The sequence below is a fragment of the Cupriavidus sp. 86D6 genome, from assembly GCF_057815095.1.
Genome location: NZ_JBYPSB010000006.1, coordinates 306,495 through 324,668, shown reverse-complemented (window position 1 = coordinate 324,668; position 18,174 = coordinate 306,495). Strand labels below are relative to the sequence as shown.

Annotated in this window: 17 protein-coding genes; 1 reads left to right on the top strand and 16 read right to left on the bottom strand. The window is 63.9% G+C overall.

Annotation, left to right across the window (positions count from 1 at the left end; translation table 11 throughout):
• Nucleotides 1-59: 59 nt before the first annotated feature.
• The 12 genes from atpA to AC3G88_RS16960 all read right to left on the bottom strand — a co-directional run bounded on the left by atpA (nucleotide 60) and on the right by AC3G88_RS16960 (nucleotide 11,805).
• On the bottom strand, nucleotides 60-1,601 hold the full coding sequence (atpA, locus tag AC3G88_RS17015; protein ID WP_029051302.1) for a F0F1 ATP synthase subunit alpha: 1,542 nt from the start codon (nucleotides 1,599-1,601) through the stop codon (nucleotides 60-62).
• Nucleotides 1,602-1,640: 39 nt separating this feature from the next.
• Entirely contained in the window at nucleotides 1,641-2,183 is a 543-nt protein-coding gene (locus AC3G88_RS17010) for a F0F1 ATP synthase subunit delta (RefSeq protein ID WP_153946336.1), read from the bottom strand.
• Between the two features lie 2 nt (nucleotides 2,184-2,185).
• A complete protein-coding gene (locus tag AC3G88_RS17005) occupies nucleotides 2,186-2,656 on the bottom strand; it encodes a F0F1 ATP synthase subunit B (protein ID WP_029051304.1) in 471 nt (156 codons plus the stop codon).
• A 105-nt stretch (nucleotides 2,657-2,761) separates the two neighbouring features.
• Complete coding sequence (atpE, locus tag AC3G88_RS17000) at nucleotides 2,762-3,028, bottom strand: F0F1 ATP synthase subunit C (protein ID WP_008650162.1); 267 nt, start codon at nucleotides 3,026-3,028, stop codon at nucleotides 2,762-2,764.
• A gap of 62 nt (nucleotides 3,029-3,090) precedes the next feature.
• The gene (gene atpB, locus AC3G88_RS16995; protein WP_400393394.1) at nucleotides 3,091-3,960 is read right to left on the bottom strand and encodes a F0F1 ATP synthase subunit A; all 870 of its coding nucleotides are present in this window, start codon (nucleotides 3,958-3,960) and stop codon (nucleotides 3,091-3,093) included.
• Between the two features lie 284 nt (nucleotides 3,961-4,244).
• Nucleotides 4,245-4,772, bottom strand: coding sequence for an ATP synthase subunit I (locus AC3G88_RS16990; RefSeq protein ID WP_488771750.1), 528 nt, complete (start codon nucleotides 4,770-4,772; stop codon nucleotides 4,245-4,247).
• Nucleotides 4,773-5,205: 433 nt separating this feature from the next.
• Nucleotides 5,206-6,099, bottom strand: coding sequence for a ParB/RepB/Spo0J family partition protein (locus AC3G88_RS16985; RefSeq protein WP_153946333.1), 894 nt, complete (start codon nucleotides 6,097-6,099; stop codon nucleotides 5,206-5,208).
• 36 nt (nucleotides 6,100-6,135) lie between these two features.
• Complete coding sequence (locus tag AC3G88_RS16980; RefSeq protein WP_153946332.1) at nucleotides 6,136-6,909, bottom strand: ParA family protein; 774 nt, start codon at nucleotides 6,907-6,909, stop codon at nucleotides 6,136-6,138.
• Between the two features lie 76 nt (nucleotides 6,910-6,985).
• The gene (gene rsmG / locus AC3G88_RS16975) at nucleotides 6,986-7,693 is read right to left on the bottom strand and encodes a 16S rRNA (guanine(527)-N(7))-methyltransferase RsmG (protein WP_488771749.1); all 708 of its coding nucleotides are present in this window, start codon (nucleotides 7,691-7,693) and stop codon (nucleotides 6,986-6,988) included.
• Nucleotides 7,694-9,649: a tRNA uridine-5-carboxymethylaminomethyl(34) synthesis enzyme MnmG gene (mnmG, locus tag AC3G88_RS16970; RefSeq protein ID WP_488893610.1), complete on the bottom strand. Its 1,956-nt coding sequence runs from the start codon at nucleotides 9,647-9,649 to the stop codon at nucleotides 7,694-7,696.
• 245 nt (nucleotides 9,650-9,894) lie between these two features.
• A complete protein-coding gene (locus AC3G88_RS16965; protein WP_488893609.1) occupies nucleotides 9,895-10,785 on the bottom strand; it encodes an N-formylglutamate amidohydrolase in 891 nt (296 codons plus the stop codon).
• A 3-nt stretch (nucleotides 10,786-10,788) separates the two neighbouring features.
• Nucleotides 10,789-11,805 (bottom strand): Bug family tripartite tricarboxylate transporter substrate binding protein, encoded by a 1,017-nt coding sequence (locus AC3G88_RS16960; RefSeq protein ID WP_488893608.1) that lies wholly within the window; start codon nucleotides 11,803-11,805, stop codon nucleotides 10,789-10,791.
• A 128-nt stretch (nucleotides 11,806-11,933) separates the two neighbouring features.
• Between AC3G88_RS16960 and AC3G88_RS16955 the strand changes: the two genes are divergently transcribed.
• Nucleotides 11,934-12,857 (top strand): LysR substrate-binding domain-containing protein, encoded by a 924-nt coding sequence (locus AC3G88_RS16955; protein ID WP_488893686.1) that lies wholly within the window; start codon nucleotides 11,934-11,936, stop codon nucleotides 12,855-12,857.
• A 132-nt stretch (nucleotides 12,858-12,989) separates the two neighbouring features.
• On the opposite strand, the gene AC3G88_RS16950 is transcribed toward AC3G88_RS16955, so the two are convergent.
• The 4 genes from AC3G88_RS16950 to AC3G88_RS16935 form a co-directional block, all read right to left on the bottom strand.
• Nucleotides 12,990-13,733 carry an ABC transporter ATP-binding protein gene (locus tag AC3G88_RS16950; protein WP_488893607.1) on the bottom strand — a complete coding sequence of 248 codons (744 nt, stop codon included), beginning with the start codon at nucleotides 13,731-13,733 and terminating at the stop codon, nucleotides 12,990-12,992.
• 9 nt (nucleotides 13,734-13,742) lie between these two features.
• Complete coding sequence (locus tag AC3G88_RS16945; RefSeq protein ID WP_488893606.1) at nucleotides 13,743-15,623, bottom strand: branched-chain amino acid ABC transporter ATP-binding protein/permease; 1,881 nt, start codon at nucleotides 15,621-15,623, stop codon at nucleotides 13,743-13,745.
• A 3-nt stretch (nucleotides 15,624-15,626) separates the two neighbouring features.
• Entirely contained in the window at nucleotides 15,627-16,679 is a 1,053-nt protein-coding gene (locus AC3G88_RS16940; protein WP_488893605.1) for a branched-chain amino acid ABC transporter permease, read from the bottom strand.
• 217 nt (nucleotides 16,680-16,896) lie between these two features.
• Nucleotides 16,897-18,045 carry an ABC transporter substrate-binding protein gene (locus AC3G88_RS16935; RefSeq protein ID WP_488771742.1) on the bottom strand — a complete coding sequence of 383 codons (1,149 nt, stop codon included), beginning with the start codon at nucleotides 18,043-18,045 and terminating at the stop codon, nucleotides 16,897-16,899.
• Nucleotides 18,046-18,174 lie beyond the last annotated feature (129 nt).

The window sequence follows — 18,174 nt, the reverse complement described above, 5'->3', positions numbered from 1 at the left end:
CATTCGTGCCGCGCCGCATGCCTTGCGGCAGCCACGGCGCGGTCCGTGGAATCACGCGGTTAGAACGCGGCGGACTTCCTGAAATCCTCGATCGCGGCACGCAGGGCGGCTTCGTCGTCCTTCGACAGATCCTTGGTATCTTCGATGCGGTTGACGAGGTCGGCGAACTTGGTCTTCAGATGATCGTGCAGGCCCTTTTCGAACGGCAGGATGTCCTTCACGTCGACGTTGTCGAGGAAGCCATTGTTCGCGGCATACAGCGACGCGGCCAGTTGCCACACCTGCAGCGGCTGGTACTGCGGCTGCTTCAGCAGTTCCGTCACGCGGCGGCCGCGCTCCAGCTGCTTGCGGGTGGCATCGTCCAGGTCCGAGGCAAACTGCGCGAACGCAGCCAGTTCACGGTACTGGGCCAGGTCGGTACGGATACCGCCGGACAGCTTCTTGATGACCTTCGTCTGGGCAGCACCACCGACGCGCGACACCGAAATACCGGCGTTGATAGCGGGGCGGATACCGGCGTTGAACAGGTCGGTTTCCAGGAAGATCTGACCGTCGGTGATCGAGATCACGTTGGTCGGCACGAAAGCGGACACGTCGCCGGCCTGCGTTTCGATCACGGGCAGCGCGGTCAGCGAACCGGTCTTGCCGGTGACGGCGCCGTTCGTGAACTTGGCCACGTAGTCTTCGTTCACGCGGGCTGCACGCTCAAGCAGACGCGAGTGCAGGTAGAACACGTCACCCGGGTAGGCTTCACGGCCCGGCGGGCGGCGCAGCAGCAGCGACACCTGGCGGTAGGCCCAGGCTTGCTTGGTCAGGTCGTCATAAACGATCAGCGCGTCTTCGCCGCGGTCGCGGAAGTACTCGCCCATCGTGCAGCCGGCGTAGGCAGCCAGGTACTGCATGGCGGCCGAGTCCGAAGCCGATGCGGCCACGACGATCGTGTATTCCATGGCGCCGTGCTCTTCGAGCTTGCGCACCACGTTCGAGATCGTCGAAGCCTTCTGGCCGATTGCCACGTACACGCAGAAGACGCCCTTGCCCTTCTGGTTGATGATGGCGTCGACGGCCACGGCGGTCTTGCCGGTCTGGCGGTCGCCAATGATCAGCTCGCGCTGGCCACGGCCGATCGGCACCATCGCGTCGATCGACTTCAGGCCGGTCTGGACCGGCTGGCTCACCGACTGACGTGCGATCACGCCCGGTGCCACCTTCTCGATCACGTCCGTTTCCTTGGCGTTGATCGGGCCCTTGCCGTCGATCGGCTGACCCAGCGTGTTGACCACGCGGCCCAGCAGTTCCTTGCCAACCGGCACTTCCAGAATGCGGCCGGTGCACTTGACCGTATCGCCTTCCGAAATGTGTTCGTAATCGCCCAGCACCACGGCACCCACCGAGTCACGCTCGAGGTTCAGTGCCAGGCCAAACGTGTTACCCGGGAATTCCAGCATCTCGCCCTGCATCACGCCGGACAGGCCATGCACGCGGCAGATACCATCGGTCACGGAAATCACCGTGCCGGTGTTGCGCACTTCAGCGTCGGCGCCAAGACCCGAGATGCGGGACTTGATCAGCTCGCTGATTTCTGAGGGGTTCAGTTGCATCACAATGCTCCTAATTCTTCAATCCGTCGGCCGTTGCGGTCAGGCGGTCAGCGTGGCTTGCATGGCAGCCAGGCGCGCGCGCACGGAGGTGTCGAGCACTTCGTCGCCGACCTTGACGCTCACGCCGCCAATCAGCGACGGGTCCACCGCCACCTTTGCGTACAGCTTGCGACCGAACTTGCGTTCGAGTGCGGCGACCAGTTCCTTCGTCTGCGAATCGTCCAGCGGGAATGCGCTGGTGATCTCGACGTCGGACGAACCCTCGCGGGCATTCTTGAGCGCATGGAACTGTTCGGCGACTTCCGGCAGCACCGTCAGGCGGTTGTTCTCCACCAGCAGGTTGACGAAGCGACGGGCTTCATCGTTCACCGGGCTCTTCAGCACCGAAAGGAACAGTTCCTGGAGCTTTTCGCCCGGGACGTTCGGATCGGTGGCGAGCGCCTGCATGTCGGGGTTGGCGGCAACCTGCCCCATCTCCGACACCAGTTCAGACCATGCACCCAGGTTGCCTGCACCGGCTTCGCTCGCGACGCGGAACAGCGCCTCAGCGTAGGGACGGGCAATGGTTGCGGTTTCAGCCATGATTAGAGCTCAGCCTTGAGTTGATTGAGCAGGTCTGCATGCACCTGCGCGTTCACTTCACGCTTGAGGATCTGCTCTGCACCCTTCACGGCAAGCACGGCGACCTGGTCGCGCAGCGTTTCGCGGGCGCGGGTCACTTGCTGCTCTGCCTCGGCCTTGGCCTGGGCGATGATGCGTGCGGCTTCTGCCTGGGCGTTCTGCTTGATCTCGTCAGCGGCGGCCTGGGCGCGCTTTTCAGCGTCGGCCACGCGTTGTGCGCCTTCGGTGCGGGCTTCGGCCATGGCCTGGTCCACACGCTTGTTGGCGAGTTCAAGCTCCGCCTTGCCCTTTTCGGCAGCGGCGAGGCCATCGGCGATCTTCTTTGCGCGTTCGTCGAGCGCCTTCACCAGCGGCGGCCAAATGAATTTGGCAACAACCCACCACAGGATGAAGAACACGACCATCTGCGCAAAAAACGTTGCGTTCAGATTCATGGTGTGTTCCTTTCGGTAATCAAACTACAGATAAATGCACAAGGGCGGCCAGGCCATCGGACTGAGGCCTACGCCGCCCGTCAGCATCATGCAGACCGAAAAGACTTACTGAATGACCGACAGCAGCGGGTTGGCGAAGGCGAACAGCATTGCAACACCCACACCGATCAGGAATGCAGCGTCGATCAGGCCAGCCAGCAGGAACATCTTGGTCTGCAGCGGGTTCATCAGCTCGGGCTGACGTGCGCAGGCTTCGATGTACTTGCCACCCATCAGGGCGATACCCAGGCAGGCGCCGATAGCGCCCAGACCGATGATGATGCCGATACCGATTGCGGTCAGACCCTGGATGTTGGCGAGATATGCTTGCATGATGACTCCTTTAATTTAGAGAGACTTAGAACCAAAAAACCAAAAAACGAAGAACCGGAAAATCAGTGGTGATCGTGAGCCTGGCCGATGTACACCAGCGTCAGCATCATGAAAATGAATGCCTGGAGCAGCACGATCAGAATGTGGAAGATGGCCCATACGGTGCCGGCAACCACGTGCCCGATGAAGCCCAGTGCCGACAGGTCGGCGCTGAACGTCCAGATGGAACCCAGCAGCGCGATCAGCAGGAACACCAGTTCGCCGGCGTACATGTTGCCGAACAACCGCATGCCCAGCGACACGGCCTTGGCCAGGAATTCAATGATGTTCAGGATCAGGTTGAACGGGGCCAGGTACCACTTGGCGCCGAACGGGGCCGAGAACAGCTCGTGCATGAAGCCGCCCGCGCCCTTGATCTTGAAGCTGTAGTAGATCATCAGCACCAGAACCGAGCACGACATGCCCAGCGTGCCGTTCAGGTCGGCAGTGGCCACCGCGCGGTGGTGCGGAAGGTGGATGTGGAAGATGCCCAGCACGTTGTTCAGGCCGGTGACCCAGTCCACGGGGATCAGGTCGATCGCATTCATCATGGTGATCCAGCAGAACACCATCAGCGCCAGCGGAGCGATCCACGAGCGGTCGCCGTGGATGATGCCCTTGGCCTGGTCGTCGACCATCTCGACGATCATTTCGACGAAGGCCTGGAAGCGGCCCGGCACGCCGGCCGTGACGCGGCGCGCGGCCATGTACAGGAACAGCACGGCGATGGCGCCGCACAGCACCGACCAGAACACGGTGTCGTAGTTGAGGACACTGAAATCGACGACGGAATGCTGCTTGCCGCCGACCGAATTAAAGTTCTGCAGGTGTTCGGCGATATAGCCTGAGGGTGTGAGCGTGTGCCCAGCGCCTTGAGTAGCTTCAGCTGACATGTCGAAACGATCGGTATATTGCGAAATCTTTGTTTCCGGCAACCGCTTTGGCGGCCGCCCGGCATGCGTCTTGCTTTGGCCTTCGGTCACATGACCGGTCACCGCCTGGGCAAGCCCGCGCTATTGTTCTGGGCAAAACCTTACTCACGCAGCACTTCACGGTTGTGACGCCCTGCGCGTAAAACCACTTGATATTCCGGATGGGTGCCTCATCTGAGACCGAATCCCACGCCGTGGCCCTGCATCATGCATTGCCAAGGGCGACGGGATTCGCGTATCTCCGCTTAGCGGATCGCGAGCGCCACCCAATAAGTCTTGAGCGCCAACAGGAACGTGACCAGCATCGGCACCCAGCGCAGATCCCGGTACAGCACGATCACCAGCACCAGCAGTGCCATCGTGCCGAAGACCTTGATCGCCTCGCCGGCCACCAGGCCGCCGACCGACGGCTGCTTGCGCGACATATACAGACGCAGCGCAAAGAAGCCGCTGGGCACGAAACACGCCATGCCGCCGAAGAAGGCCGACCAGCCCGACGGTGCATGCTCATGCGCGAACACCGCCCAGGCAACCGCGGACAACAGCGTCACGACGACCTGCGCCAGCACGACCTTGCCCGGTGTCATGCGCGACGGACGCAACGCGCGCTCGCCAAGCAGCTTCACCGCTTCGGCACGCGACAGCGGATCGACAGCTTCCTCTTCGCGCGCGGCGCTATCATCCCAGTCATCGCGCCAGCCATCGTCTCGATGATTGTCGCGGGATGCCGTACCGGCTTGCGATTTTTCCTGCTGACGGTCTCGTACCACCACCTGCCTAGCCTCGTTCCAGGCCGGAACTTTTTGGGTCCGGCCAGAATTCAAACCGCACGATTCTATTAGCAATCGCCGACACGCGTCAATCTGCTTTCAGTTAGCTTGCAGGGAATTTCGCACAACGGTTGCTATCACGCGTTCATGATGGATGGTGCGAAATTGCGCGCCAACGATGCGTAACGTAATTGGATTGCGCACGCCAATGCGCGCATGATGGCTGTTCGGCCATCGTTGGCAGCCGTCAGGGCGTGCATTCCGAAAGGTCATCGCCTGGGGGCCGTGCGGTTATCGCGCAGATTCATGCCGCGACACGGTGCATGGGCGGCGGGCTGTCGCGCGATGCCGACAGCCCGGCAATTTCATCGGTAAAACGATTGCCGTAACCCCGGTAAACGTATACGGCGCCCGTTTCCGATGGCGTCGGCCGGTATCAGGCGCTGGCCGCCGGTTCGCGCAGGCGGACCAACACGCCATCGAGCGCGTCGTTGCTGGTGAAGTGGATGGTCAACTGTCCCTTGCCGCGTGCGCCGAGCTTGATCTGCACCGCCAGCCCGAGCGTGTCAGACAGTTCCTCTTCGAGCCGCGCCACATCGCGTGTACCGTTGCCCTGCTTCTGCTTGAGCGACTTCAGGTCGAACGGCTTCAGCGTCGAGGCGACGAGCTTCTCGGTTTCGCGTACCGACAGCCGCTTGTTCACGATCTGGTTGGCCAGCGTGATCTGGTTGGCCCCGTCCACGGCCAGCAGCGCGCGCGCGTGGCCCATGTCGAGATCGCCGGCCATCAGCATGGTCTGCACCGGCGACGCGAGGTTCAGCAGACGCAGCAGGTTCGAGACCGCGCTGCGCGAGCGGCCCACCGACTCCGCGGCCTGTTCGTGCGTGAAACTGAATTCGCGGATCAGGCGCATGATGCCCTGCGCCTCTTCCAGCGGGTTGAGGTCTTCGCGCTGGATGTTCTCGATCAGCGCCATCGCGGCGGCAGCCTGGTCGGGCACGTCCTTGACCAGCACCGGCACCTTGTCGAGCCCGGCCAGCTTCGACGCGCGGAAGCGGCGTTCGCCGGCGATGATCTCGTACCGGTCGGGTTCGGCCACGCGGCGCACCAGGATCGGCTGCATCAGGCCCTGCGCACGGATGCTTGCCGCCAGCTCCTGCAGCGCGCCTTCGTCCATGCGGGTGCGCGGCTGATACTTGCCCGGCTGGAGCTGATTGACGCCCAGTACCGACGGCGCGCCTTCCTGCTTCGCGGTTTCGACAATCTCGGCGGGCCCGCCGAGCAGTGCTTCCAGTCCCCGGCCCAGACCCTTCTTTTTAGCGGTCACCATGCTCGCCACCCTTCCCTGTCTGTCTGTTCGTGCCGCTCAACCGAGCTGGCGTACGCGCGCAATCATCTCCGCGCCGAAATCGAGATACGCTTTGGCGCCCTTCGAGGACGCATCGAATGCCACGCCCGGCATGCCATATGACGGCGCCTCGGCCAGCCGCACATTGCGCGGAATCACGGTCTTGAATACCTTTTCCGCAAAGTGGGCCTCCAGCTGCGCCGACACCTGCTGCTGCAGCGTCACGCGCGGGTCGAACATCACCCGCAGCAGGCCGATCACCTTGAGTTCGCGATTCAGGTTGGCATGCACCTGCTTGATCGTGTTGACCAGATCGGACAACCCCTCCAGCGCGAAGTATTCGCACTGCATCGGCACGATCACGCCATGCGCGGCACACAGGCCGTTCAACGTCAGCAGCGACAGCGACGGCGGACAGTCGATCAGCACGAAGTCATACTGGTCGTCCACTTCGGCCAGGGCCTGCTTGAGGCGTCGCTCGCGCTGGTCCAGCTCCACCAGCTCCACTTCGGCACCGGCCAGTTCGCGGTTGGCCGGCAGCACGTCGTAGCGGCCCGACTCGGACCGACGGGTTGCCTGCGGCACCGATGCCAGGCCGACCAGCACCTGGTACACACTGTGTTCCAGCGACTGCTTGTCGATACCCGAGCCCATCGAGGCATTGCCCTGGGGGTCCAGGTCGACCAGCAGCACGCGCTGCTCCTGCGCGGCCAGACCGGCGGCCAGATTCACCGTAGTGGTGGTCTTGCCGACGCCGCCCTTCTGGTTTGCGATCACAAATACCTTGGCCATATGCGCTTGCAGCTCCCTGTGCGTGTCTTCGTATTCATGCGACGAATAACACTTACCAAATTCTAAAACAGCGAATTCAACGCCGCGATAGCACTACGAGATGCCGTTCCGCATCGAGTTCTGGAACGACCAGTTTCGGCACCGCTTCCACCTGCCATGTCTGCATCAGGCCGGCGGCTTCCATCCTGTCGATCTCGGCCTGGGGATAAACCCCTTTCATGGCGAGCAGCTTGCCGCCTGGGGCCACCAAGTGGCCGGACAGGTTCACAAAGTCCGTCAGCTCGGCAAACGCGCGCGACGTAATGACGGCATAGCCATCGGCATCCTCGATCTTCTCGACCGGGCCCCAGTGCGCTGCGGCATTGGTCAGGTGCAGTTGCGCGCGGCACTGCGTCAGGAATGCGGTCTTCTTCTGAACGATATCGACCATCAGCACCGACACATCGGGGCAGGTAATGGCCAGCGGCATGCCAGGCATGCCGCCACCCGAGCCCACGTCGAGCACCCTGCCCCGCGCAGCATCGGGTACGGCCGCGCTGCGCGCGGCCTCGGCCAGCGCAGGCACCGCTGCCAGCGAATCGAGCAAGTGGTGGGTCAGCATCTCGTCGGGATGACGGATGGCGGTGAGGTTGTAGACGCTGTTCCACTTGCGGAGCAGCGTCAGGTATGCGAACAGCGTCTCGATCTGGGCGGGCGCCAGTGCGAGGCCGATGGCGCCAAGCCCCGCTTCCAGGCGCTGACGCTGGGCGGCCTCGTCGATCACGGTGTATCGGAAGCCTCCCACTCAGGCAGCCTCCTGACCGTTGCCGGCCTTCCCGTTCGTCTGCCCCATACGCCCCATGCCCTTCTTCTTCAGATGGACCAGCAGCAGCGAGATCGCCGCCGGCGTGACGCCCGAGATCCGCGATGCCTGGCCCAGCGTTTCCGGACGGTGTTGATTCAGCTTCTGGCTGACCTCGAAACCCAGGCCGCGAACTTCGGTGTAGTCGAAATCGAGGGGCAGCTTGGTCGCCTCGTTGGCGCCCAGCTTGTCCACCTCGGCCGCCTGGCGGGCGATGTAGCCGTGGTATTTGATGCCGATCTCGATTTGCTCGCGGATCTGCTCGGCCAGCATGACATCGTCGGCAAGCGGCGCTTCCGGCGCGTAACGGCCGCCCTGCAAGGCAACCAGTGCCTCGTAACGGACTTCCGGACGACGTAGAAGATCGGCCAGCGAGTATTCGCGCTCGATCGCCTTGCCGAGCAGCGGTACGGCGTCGGTTTCCGGCAGCAGCGTCGGATTGACCCACGTGGACTTCAATCGCTCTGTTTCACGTGAAACAGCGTCACGCTTGCGGTTGAATGCATCCCAACGTACATCGTCCACGACGCCCAGTTCGCGGCCGACTTCGGTCAGGCGCATGTCGGCGTTGTCCTCGCGCAGGCTCAGGCGGAATTCGGCGCGGCTTGTGAACATCCGGTACGGCTCGGTCACGCCACGCGTGATCAGGTCGTCGACGAGCACCCCCAGGTAGGCCTGGTCCCGGCGCGGTGTCCAGGCATCGCGCTCGCGCACGAAGCATCCCGCATTGATACCGGCCAGCAGGCCTTGTGCTGCAGCCTCTTCATAGCCGGTCGTGCCGTTGATCTGGCCGGCGAAGAACAGCCCCTGGATGGCCTTGCTCTCCAGCGATGCCTTGAGGCCGCGCGGGTCGAAGTAGTCGTACTCGATGGCATAGCCCGGGCGCAGGATATGCGCGTTCTCCATACCCCGGATCGAATGCACGAGGTCCAGCTGCACGTCGAATGGCAGGCTCGTGGAGATGCCGTTCGGGTAGAACTCGTTGGTGGTCAACCCTTCCGGTTCAAGGAAAATCTGATGGCTTTCCTTGCCCGAGAAGCGGTGAATCTTGTCCTCGATGCTCGGGCAGTAGCGCGGCCCTACTCCTTCGATGACGCCGGTGTACATCGGCGAGCGATCGAGACCCCCGCGAATAATGTCGTGGGTGCGGCTGTTGGTGTGGGTAATCCAGCACGGCAGCTGCTGGGGATGCTGCTCCTGGCGCCCCAGGAATGAGAAGACCGGCACCGGGTCCAGATCGCCGGGCTGCTCTTCCATGATGGAAAAATCGATGGTCCGACCATCGATGCGCGGCGGCGTCCCGGTCTTCAGCCGTCCCTGCGGCAGCTTCAATTCCTTCAGACGTGCCGATAGCGATACGGCGGCGGGGTCGCCCGCACGACCGCCGGTGTAGTTGTCCAGGCCCACGTGGATCTTGCCGTCGAGGAACGTCCCCGCCGTCAGCACCACGGCCCGCGCCCGGAAGTCGATGCCCGCCTGGGTACGCGCCCCCACTACCCGATCGCCCTCCACCATCAGGTCATCGACGGCCTGCTGGAACAGCATCAGGTTGGGTTGATTTTCCAGGCGCGAGCGGATCGCCTTGCGGTACAGCACCCGGTCGGCTTGGGCTCGCGTGGCGCGCACGGCCGGGCCCTTGCTGGAGTTGAGGATGCGGAACTGGATACCGGCCTCGTCCGTGGCGGCGGCCATCGCACCGCCCATGGCGTCCACTTCCTTGACCAGGTGTCCCTTGCCGATGCCGCCGATCGACGGATTGCAGCTCATCTGGCCCAACGTCTCGATGTTGTGCGAGAGCAGCAGTGTCTGGCAGCCCATGCGCGCGGCGGCGAGGGCAGCTTCGGTGCCGGCGTGACCACCGCCGACGACAATGACGTCGAATTCTTTCGGGTAAAGCATGGGACACCTCCTCCGGGAGGCTAGGCGGGAAAATTCGGGATGTCGAATTATAGCGGCATTCGTTTGGCGGACTCTGCCCTCGGCGATGTTTCACGTGAAACATGGCGCCGAAGATACCCAGGGAACGCGCGGGTGTGTTCCACGTGAAACACCCGCGCCGCCCTGTGGGCAACGCCGGACACAAAAGAAAAGGCCCCGCTTGCGCGGGGCCCTTCCCTATCGACTCTGTTTCACGTGAAACATCGTCAGATCCGGCTGCGGATATACATCGCGATGCGCTCCGCCAGCGATGCCAGATCGCGCTGCAAGATCGCGAATCCTTCGTTCGGCGCCTTGGTCGCCTCGTCCATATACAGCGGGCGACGGATCTCGATCTGCAGGCTGTTGCGCCGCTCGGCCGGGCGACCGATTTGCGCGATCAGTTGCACCCCCTTGTAAGGGTCGTTGCGCGCCACCGTGTAGCCCATGGACTTCAGCTCCCGCTCCACCAGATCGACGATGCCGGGCTCGCAGGTCGTACCATCGCGGTCGCCCAGCACAAAGTCCGCCAACGGATGCGGGCTATCGATCTTGAGCCGCTCGTAGGCGTTGTTCGGCATCGAATGCAGGTTCAGATGCCAGAGTGCGCCGAATTGCCGATACGCGGTCTCCACTGCCTCGGCCAGTGCGGCGTGGTACGGGCGGTAGTAGCGTGCGATCCGGTTCTGTACCTCTGCCACCGACAGCTGGCGGTCGTAGATCGGCGTGGCCGCGTCGAGCTTCCGCCAGATCAGGCCATAGCCCAGGCGCGTCTTCTCGCCCGGCGACAGCGGCGTGGGCCACGGCGCATCCAGCAGTTCCGGGTCCAGGTCCTCCAGCATGCGGTTGGGATCGATATAGACGCGCGGGAAGGTGGCGCCGATCAGCGTGCCGCCGACTTTGGGTATGGCCGACCACAGCGTATCGATATGGGTATCCTCGCCGCCACGCAGCCGCGCCAGGGGCACGGCAGCCTGGAAATCGGCCGGATAGTAGACGCCGCTGTGCGGCGAATCACAGACCAGCGGCAGTGGCAGCCCTTCCGGCAAGGCCAGCGTATAGGGGCCGCCCGGCGCATCGCCCTGTACCGCGCGGTACGGTGTATCGAACGTCGTCATGGCTCAGTCCAGCTTGATGTTGGCAGCCTTGGCCACGCGGGCGTAGCGCGCCATGGCCTGCTGAATCTGGGCCTTGAACTGGTCCGGCGTGGTCGGCACCAGCGTGCCGCCCGATTCCTCGATCTTGCGCTTGAACTCGGGGTTCAGCATCGCCTTGTGGATGGCGGCATTGAGCTTGTCGATGATGGGCTGGGGCGTACCCGCCGGGGCGACGATGCCGAACCAGCCACCGTCACCCATATCCTTATAGCCAAGCTCGCCGTACGTCGGCACGTTCGGCAGTTGCGGGGACCGCTGCGCCCCCAGCAGGGCCAGTGCGCGCAGCCGGCCCGCCTTCACGTGCGGCAACGTAGTCGACAGGTTGTCGGTAATCGCATTCACCTGCCCTGCCAGCGCATCGTTCAATGCCAGGCCGGCCCCCTTGTACGGCACGTGCAGCAGGTCGATCTTGGCCAGCATCATGAAATTCTCGATGTTGGCGTGCCCGAGCGAGCCGGCGCCGGGCGACGCGAAGGTGTACTTGCCCGGGTTGGCCTTCGCCAGCGCAACAAACTCCTGCATGGTCTTGGCTGGTACGCTCGGATGCACGGCAAAGACACTGGGAACGGCCGCTACGTTGGTGACGGGCGCAAAGTCCTTGATCGGGTCGTACCCCAGCTTCGGGTATACCGCCGGGTTGGACCCATGGGTGCTGACCGTGGCCATGCCGATCGTGTACCCGTCCGGCGCCGAACGGGCCACCTGTTCCATGCCGATCGAGCCGCCTGCCCCACCCTTGTTATCGACCACGATCGTCTGGCCCAGCTCGCGTCCAGCGTACTCGGCAACCAGGCGCGCCGACAGGTCGGTGGTGCCACCTGCGGCGAACGGCACGACCAGACGGATCGGCTTGTTCGGGTAGTTCGATTGTGCTGCCACCGGCATCGCCATACCGCCAAAAGCGGCGCCGATGGCTGTGGACAACCTTGTGGAAAACATCAGGCGGCGGCGCATGGCGCGGACAGGCAGGGCTCGATTCATGGTGTGAAACTCCTCGTTTTATCGTTCTCGAATCCGGGGACCGAGCTGGGGAGTTTCGGCAGTTTACCGGCCCTGCACAAACGACTATATTGCACGCTTCCATTACCAAAGCTCATGCTCACGTCGTCATGCGTATACGCTCACCTTCGATGTCCGAGCTACATGCATTCGTGACGGCTGCCAGGATGGGCAGTTTCACCCGTGCCGCGGAAACGCTGTGCGTCACGCAAGGCGCCATCAGCCGCGCCATCTCCCGGCTGGAATCGCATTTCGGCCAGCCGCTGATCCATCGCAACGCCCACAAGCTCACGCTGACTGACGCGGGGCGCCAATACCTGGACGCCATCTCGGCCCCGCTGGCCGCGATCGAAACCGCCAGTGGGGCGATGCTGGGGGAAGATCGGCAGCATCACCTGACGCTGTCCGCGGTACCCACACTGGCCAGCGTATGGCTGGTCCCTCGCCTGCCTGACTTCCACCGCAAGCATCCCGATATCCGGCTCGACTTCGTGCCCTACCGACGTGACGAAGACTTCGCCGGCGCAAAGCCCGATGCGGCGATCTTGACCGGAGAAGCAAGCCACTGGCCCAACCTGCAGGTCGACTATGTGATCGGACGCGAAATGGTGCCGGTCTGCCACCCCGCCCGGGCCCATGCGCGGCAGGCTGCCAATCTGTGGAAAACTCCGTCGGACCTGATGGGTGAACCGCTGCTTTTCCACACAACTGCCCCCAGGAACTGGGAGAACTGGCTGTGTGCCACGGGCGTACCCAACGCTGCGCCCGCGCTTGCCCGTGGTTTTGATCAGGTGTCGATCCTGCTGGAGGCCGTGAAGGCAGACATGGGGGTGGCCGTTTTGCAGCGATGCCTTGTCAGGGATGCGTTGCAGGCCGGTCAGGTGGTGGCGCCGTTCGACCTGCCGGTCACGTTGAACCGAGGGTATTTCCTCTGCGCGCCACGTGAAAAAAGCGACCATCGGGCCCTGGCGGTCTTCCGCGAATGGCTGCTTTCGGCGGCCGCGGCCGATATCGTCGAACTGGTCCGCCAGTAGTTATCCACACTGTGGATAGTTTTGTGAACAACATTGGCTGCGTGAATAAAAACCGCGCGTAAATTGGCGACGTTATTTTCCAAACCGATGTATACGTACAGTGAACGTCCGCGGGTCGTCCACGAGGTGCCTTTACGCCGCCTTCTTGGCCAGCCCCAGATACGTCTCGATGACCTTCGGATTGCTGGCCAGCGCGGCGGCCTCGCCCTCCATGGCCATATCGCCAGTCTCGACCACGTAGCCGTAGTCGGCCACCTGCAGCGCCGCACGCGCGTTCTGCTCGATCAGCAGCGTCGCCACGCCGGTCTGGCGCAGGTTGCTGATGATGTGGAAGATTTCCTTCACGATCAGCGGTGCCAGGCCCAGGCTGGGTTCGTCCAGCATCAGCAGCTGCGGCTTGGCCATCAGCGCCCGGCCCACCGCCAGCATCTGGCGCTCGCCGCCTGACAGCGTGCCGGCCTCCTGCCTGGCACGCTCCCTGAGGCGCGGGAACAGGTCGTAGACCACATCCATCTGATCCAGATAGTGGCGCTCGCCGGCACGCTTGCGGCGGAAGGCACCGAGCTGCAGGTTGTCTTCGACAGTCATCGTCGAAAACAGCTCGCGCTTCTCGGGCACCAGGCACATGCCGCGCGCCACCCGCCCCTCCACCGGAATGCCGGCCATGTCGTGGCCCAGGTAACGGACCGTGCCGCTGGACGACCCACTGACCGGCAGCGCGCCCATGATCGCGTTGAGCATGGTCGATTTGCCGGCGCCGTTCGGCCCGATCACCGTGACGATCTTGCCGGCCTGCACCTGCAGATTGGCGCCATGCACGGCCTCCACCTTGCCGTAGCGCACATGCAGGTCCTTCACCTCGAGAATCAGACTCATCTCATTTCCTCACTCGACGCCGCCGAGATAGGCTTCCAGCACGGCCGGATTCTTCTGCACCGCTTCCGGTACCCCTTCGGCAATGCGCGTGCCGAACTCCATCACCACCAGCCGATCTGTCAGGTTCATCACAAAGTCCATGTCATGCTCCACCAGCAGCACGCTCATGCCCTCGCCCTTCAGCTTGCGTAGCAGTTCCGCCAACGCCTGCTTTTCCTTGTAGCGCAGGCCCGCCGCAGGCTCGTCGAGCAGCAGCAGCGCGGGGTCGCAGCAGAGCGCGCGCGCGATTTCCAGAATGCGCTGCTGGCCCAGCGCCAGGCTGCCAGCCTCCATGTACATGCAGTCCGCCAGGCCCACACGCTCCAGCTGGCGCCGGGCCTCGAACAGCAGCTTCTGTTCCTCCGCGCGGTTCATGCGCAGGATTGCCGCCGATACGCCGCCCTGTGCGCGGAAATCGCCGCGCAGGTGCGCCCCGATGGCCACGTTCTCCAGCACGGTCATCGTCGGCAGCAGATGCACGTGCTGGAAGGTGCGGCCCACGCCCCGCTTGACGATCTCGCGCGACGGCAGGCCCGAGATCACCTCGCCGCGATAGCGCACCTCGCCGCGCGTGAGCGGCAGCACGCCGGTTACCAGGTTGAAGGTCGTGGACTTGCCCGCGCCGTTCGGGCCAATCAGCCCGATGATTTCGCCGGCACGCACCTGGAAGCTCACGTCGTTCACCGCTACCAGGCCGCCGAACTGCTTGCGCGCCGCGCGCACGTCGAGGATCAACTCGCCGGCCTCGGGTTTCTGCCGTACCGCCAGCGCCTCGGCCTGATCCGGCGCGACCACGGGCGGCCCCGATGGCATCAGCCTGCGCAGGAACGGCCAAATGCCATCGCGCGCGTACTGCAGCAGCAGCACCAGCAGCACTCCAAAGACGATGATCTCGAAGTTGCCGGTGCTGCCAAGCAGCCTCGGCAGCAGGCCCTGCAGCACGTCCTTGAGGATGGTCAGAATGCCCGCGCCGAGCACGGCGCCCCAGACGTGCCCCACGCCGCCCACCACGGCCATGAACAGGTATTCGATGCCGTAGTTGAGCCCGAACGGCGTCGGGTTCACGGCACGCTGCAGGTGCGCGTACAGGAAGCCCGACACGCACGCGAGGATCGCCGCCACGACGAAGATCACCACCTTCATCCACGCGGTATTCACGCCCATCGCCTCGGCCATCGTGCCGCCGCCCTTCAGCGCGCGGATCGCCCGGCCCGGCCGCGAATTGAGCAGGTTCTGCATGGCCACCACGGCCAGCAGCACCACGGCCCAGATCAGGTAGAACATCGACCGGCCCGACTGCAGCTCGATACCCAGGAACGACAGCACCGGAATGCCGTTCAGGCCATCGTACTTGCCCAGGAATTCAAGGTTGCCGAACAGGAAGAACAGCGACAGGCCCCAGGCAATCGTCGCCAGCGGCAGGTAGTGGCCCGACATCCGCATCGTAATCAGGCCAATCACATAGGCCGACGCCATCGTGATGACCAGCCCGACGACCAGTCCCAGCCATGGCGACAGCCCGAACTGCGTGGTCAGGTACGCCGTGCTGTAGGCGCCCAGCCCCACGAATGCGGCCTGGCCAAACGACGTCATGCCGCCCACGCCCGTCAGCAGCACCAGGCCGATCGCCACGATGCTGTAGAGCCCGATGTAGTTGCCCAGCGTGATCCAGAACTCCGGTGTCGGCAGCACGGGCAGCAGCGCCAGCACGACGGCAAAGCCCAGCGCCAGCACGCGGTTGCGCGTGGCCCCGCGCAGGTGGCCGTCCCGTCGCGATTGCGGCCGGCCCTGCGAATTCCCGTTCTGCGGCTCCACGTTTTTCTCCAGCGGCTTGTCGGTCAGCATCGTCATGGCTTACTCCTCTTCCTCGACATGCTTGCTGGTCAGCGAACGCCACAGCAGCACCGGAATGATCAGCGTGAAGACGATGACCTCCTTGAACGCGCTGGCCCAGAACGACGAATACGATTCGAGCAGCCCCACCAGCAGCGCGCCGAGCGCCGCCACCGGATAGCCGGCCAACCCGCCGACGATGGCGCCAACGAACCCCTTGAGCCCCACCAGGAAGCCCGATTCGTAGTAGATCGTCGTCAGCGGCGCGATCAGGATGCCGCACAATGCGCCCATCGCGGCGGCCAGCGTGAACGACAGGCGCCCGGCCTGCGTCGTGCCGATACCCACCAGCCGCGCGCCCAGGCGGTTCACGGCGGTGGCGCGCAGTGCCTTGCCCTGCAGCGTGCGCTCGAAATAGAAATACAGCGCCGCAATCAGCACGCCGGACACCGCCACGACCCACATGCTCTGCCCCGACACGCTGAGGCTGCCCACATCGAAGCGCGCATCGGAAAACGGATTCGTACGGGAGCCTTCGGCACCGAACATCACCAGCCCCAATCCCACCAGCGCGAAATGCACGCCGACCGACACGATCAGCAGCACCAGCGTGCTGGCCTCGGCCAGCGGCTGATAGGCCAGGCGATAGAGCATCGGGCCCAGCGGGATCACGATCAGCAGCGTCAGCGCGATCTGCACCAGCATCGGCAGCGGCATGCCGCCGTACTGCTGCACCAGGACATGCACGGCGCCCGGGAACAGCAGGTACTTGCCGGCCAGGACGAGGATGCGGCGCGGCGCGGTCAGCCGCAGCTCGGGGCTGCGCAGCACCGCCACGCCGTCGTAGAGGAATGTCAGCACGCCCATGGCCAGCAGCAGCCACGTGGTCTGCGGCGCGTGGCCCGCCTGCATCGCGGCCAGCGTCAGCGCGCCGTAGGCCACGAACTCGCCCTGGGGGATGAAGATGACGCGCGTCACCGAGAACACCAGCACCAGTGCCAGTGCCAGCAGCGCGTAGATCGCGCCGGAGGTGATGCCGTCCTGCGCCAGAATGGCCGCAATCGATAGGTCCATTGTCTGCCCGTATTATGTGCGCGCGTGGTGGACGCCAGCGCCGGAAAACCTGCCTGCCAGCCGCTACCGCAGCCTCAGCTTAGAGATTCCACCACGCAATGCCTAGAGGGTGGCGGGAATCCACGGCGGCAAAAAAAGGGCGCATGGTCTGCCATGCGCCCTGCGTTGCTACGCTGCCCAGCGTGTGACCCCTGCCAGCCGGTCGGTTTGTGCCGGCTTACTTCTGCAGCTTCCACTTGCCATCGACGATCTGCACCATCACGCGCGCGCGCTGGTCCATGCCGAGGTGGTCGGTGGGGCTCATGTTGATGATGCCGTGCGATACCGGCAGGTTCTTCGTCTGCTCCAGTGCATCGCGCAGCGCCTTGCGGAATTCCTTCGTGCCGGGCTGGCCCTTCTTGAGCGCCTCGGGAATCGCGTTCTGCAGCAGCAGGCCTGCATCCCAGGCGTGGCCGCCGAAGGTGGATACCTGTCCGCCGAACGCCTTCTCGTATGCGGTCTTGTAGGTCATGGCCGGCTTCTTCACCGGATTGGTGTCGGGCAGCTGTTCGGCCACCAGCAGCGGGCCGGCCGGCAGGAATGTGCCTTCGCAATCCTTGCCGCATACGCGCAGGAAGTCGGGGTTGGCCACACCGTGCGTCTGGTAGATCTTGCCCTTGTAGCCGCGCTCCTTGAGCGCCTTGGCGGGCAGCGCGGCCGGCGTACCCGAACCGGCGATCAGCACGGCGTCCGGATTGGCGCCCATCATCTTCAGCACCTGGCCCGTCACCGAATTGTCGGTACGCGCAAAACGCTCGTTGGCCACCACCTTGATCTTGCGCATTTCCGCCACCTTGGCGAATTCCTGCGCCCAGCTGTCGCCATAGGCGTCAGCGAAGCCGATGAATGCCACCGTCTTCACGTTGTTGCTGGTCATGTGCTCGGCCAGGGCGGTTGCCATGTGCGAGTCGTTCTGCGGCGTCTTGAAGACCCAGGCGCGCTTGCTGTCCATCGGCTCGATGATGCGGGCCGAGGCGGCCATCGAGATCATCGGCGTCTCGCTTTCGGCCGCCACATCCACCATGGCCAGCGAATTGGGCGTGACGGTGGAACCCACCACCACATCCACCTTGTCTTCGCTGATCAGCTTGCGCGTGTTCTTGACCGCCGTGGTCGTGTCGGTGGCATCGTCAAGCACGATGTACTCGATCTTCTTGCCGGCGATTTCCTTGGGCAGCAGCGTGAAGGTGTTTTTCTCGGGGATGCCGAGCGAGGCGGCCGGCCCGGTCGCCGAAACCGTGACCCCGACCTTTACCTGGGCGCTGACCGCGCCCGAGAACAGACTGGCGGCGGCAAGTGCCAGCAGGCTGGCGCGCTTGAACGTCATGGCTTGTCTCCTTCGATTCCAAAAACGGAAAAAGGCACCCGCCGGCTTCCGGCCGACGGATGCCTTCAGTTTTTTTGTGGCCCACTCTGGCAGGCTCTTTGGCGGATGCAACGCTGGCATCCGATCTCA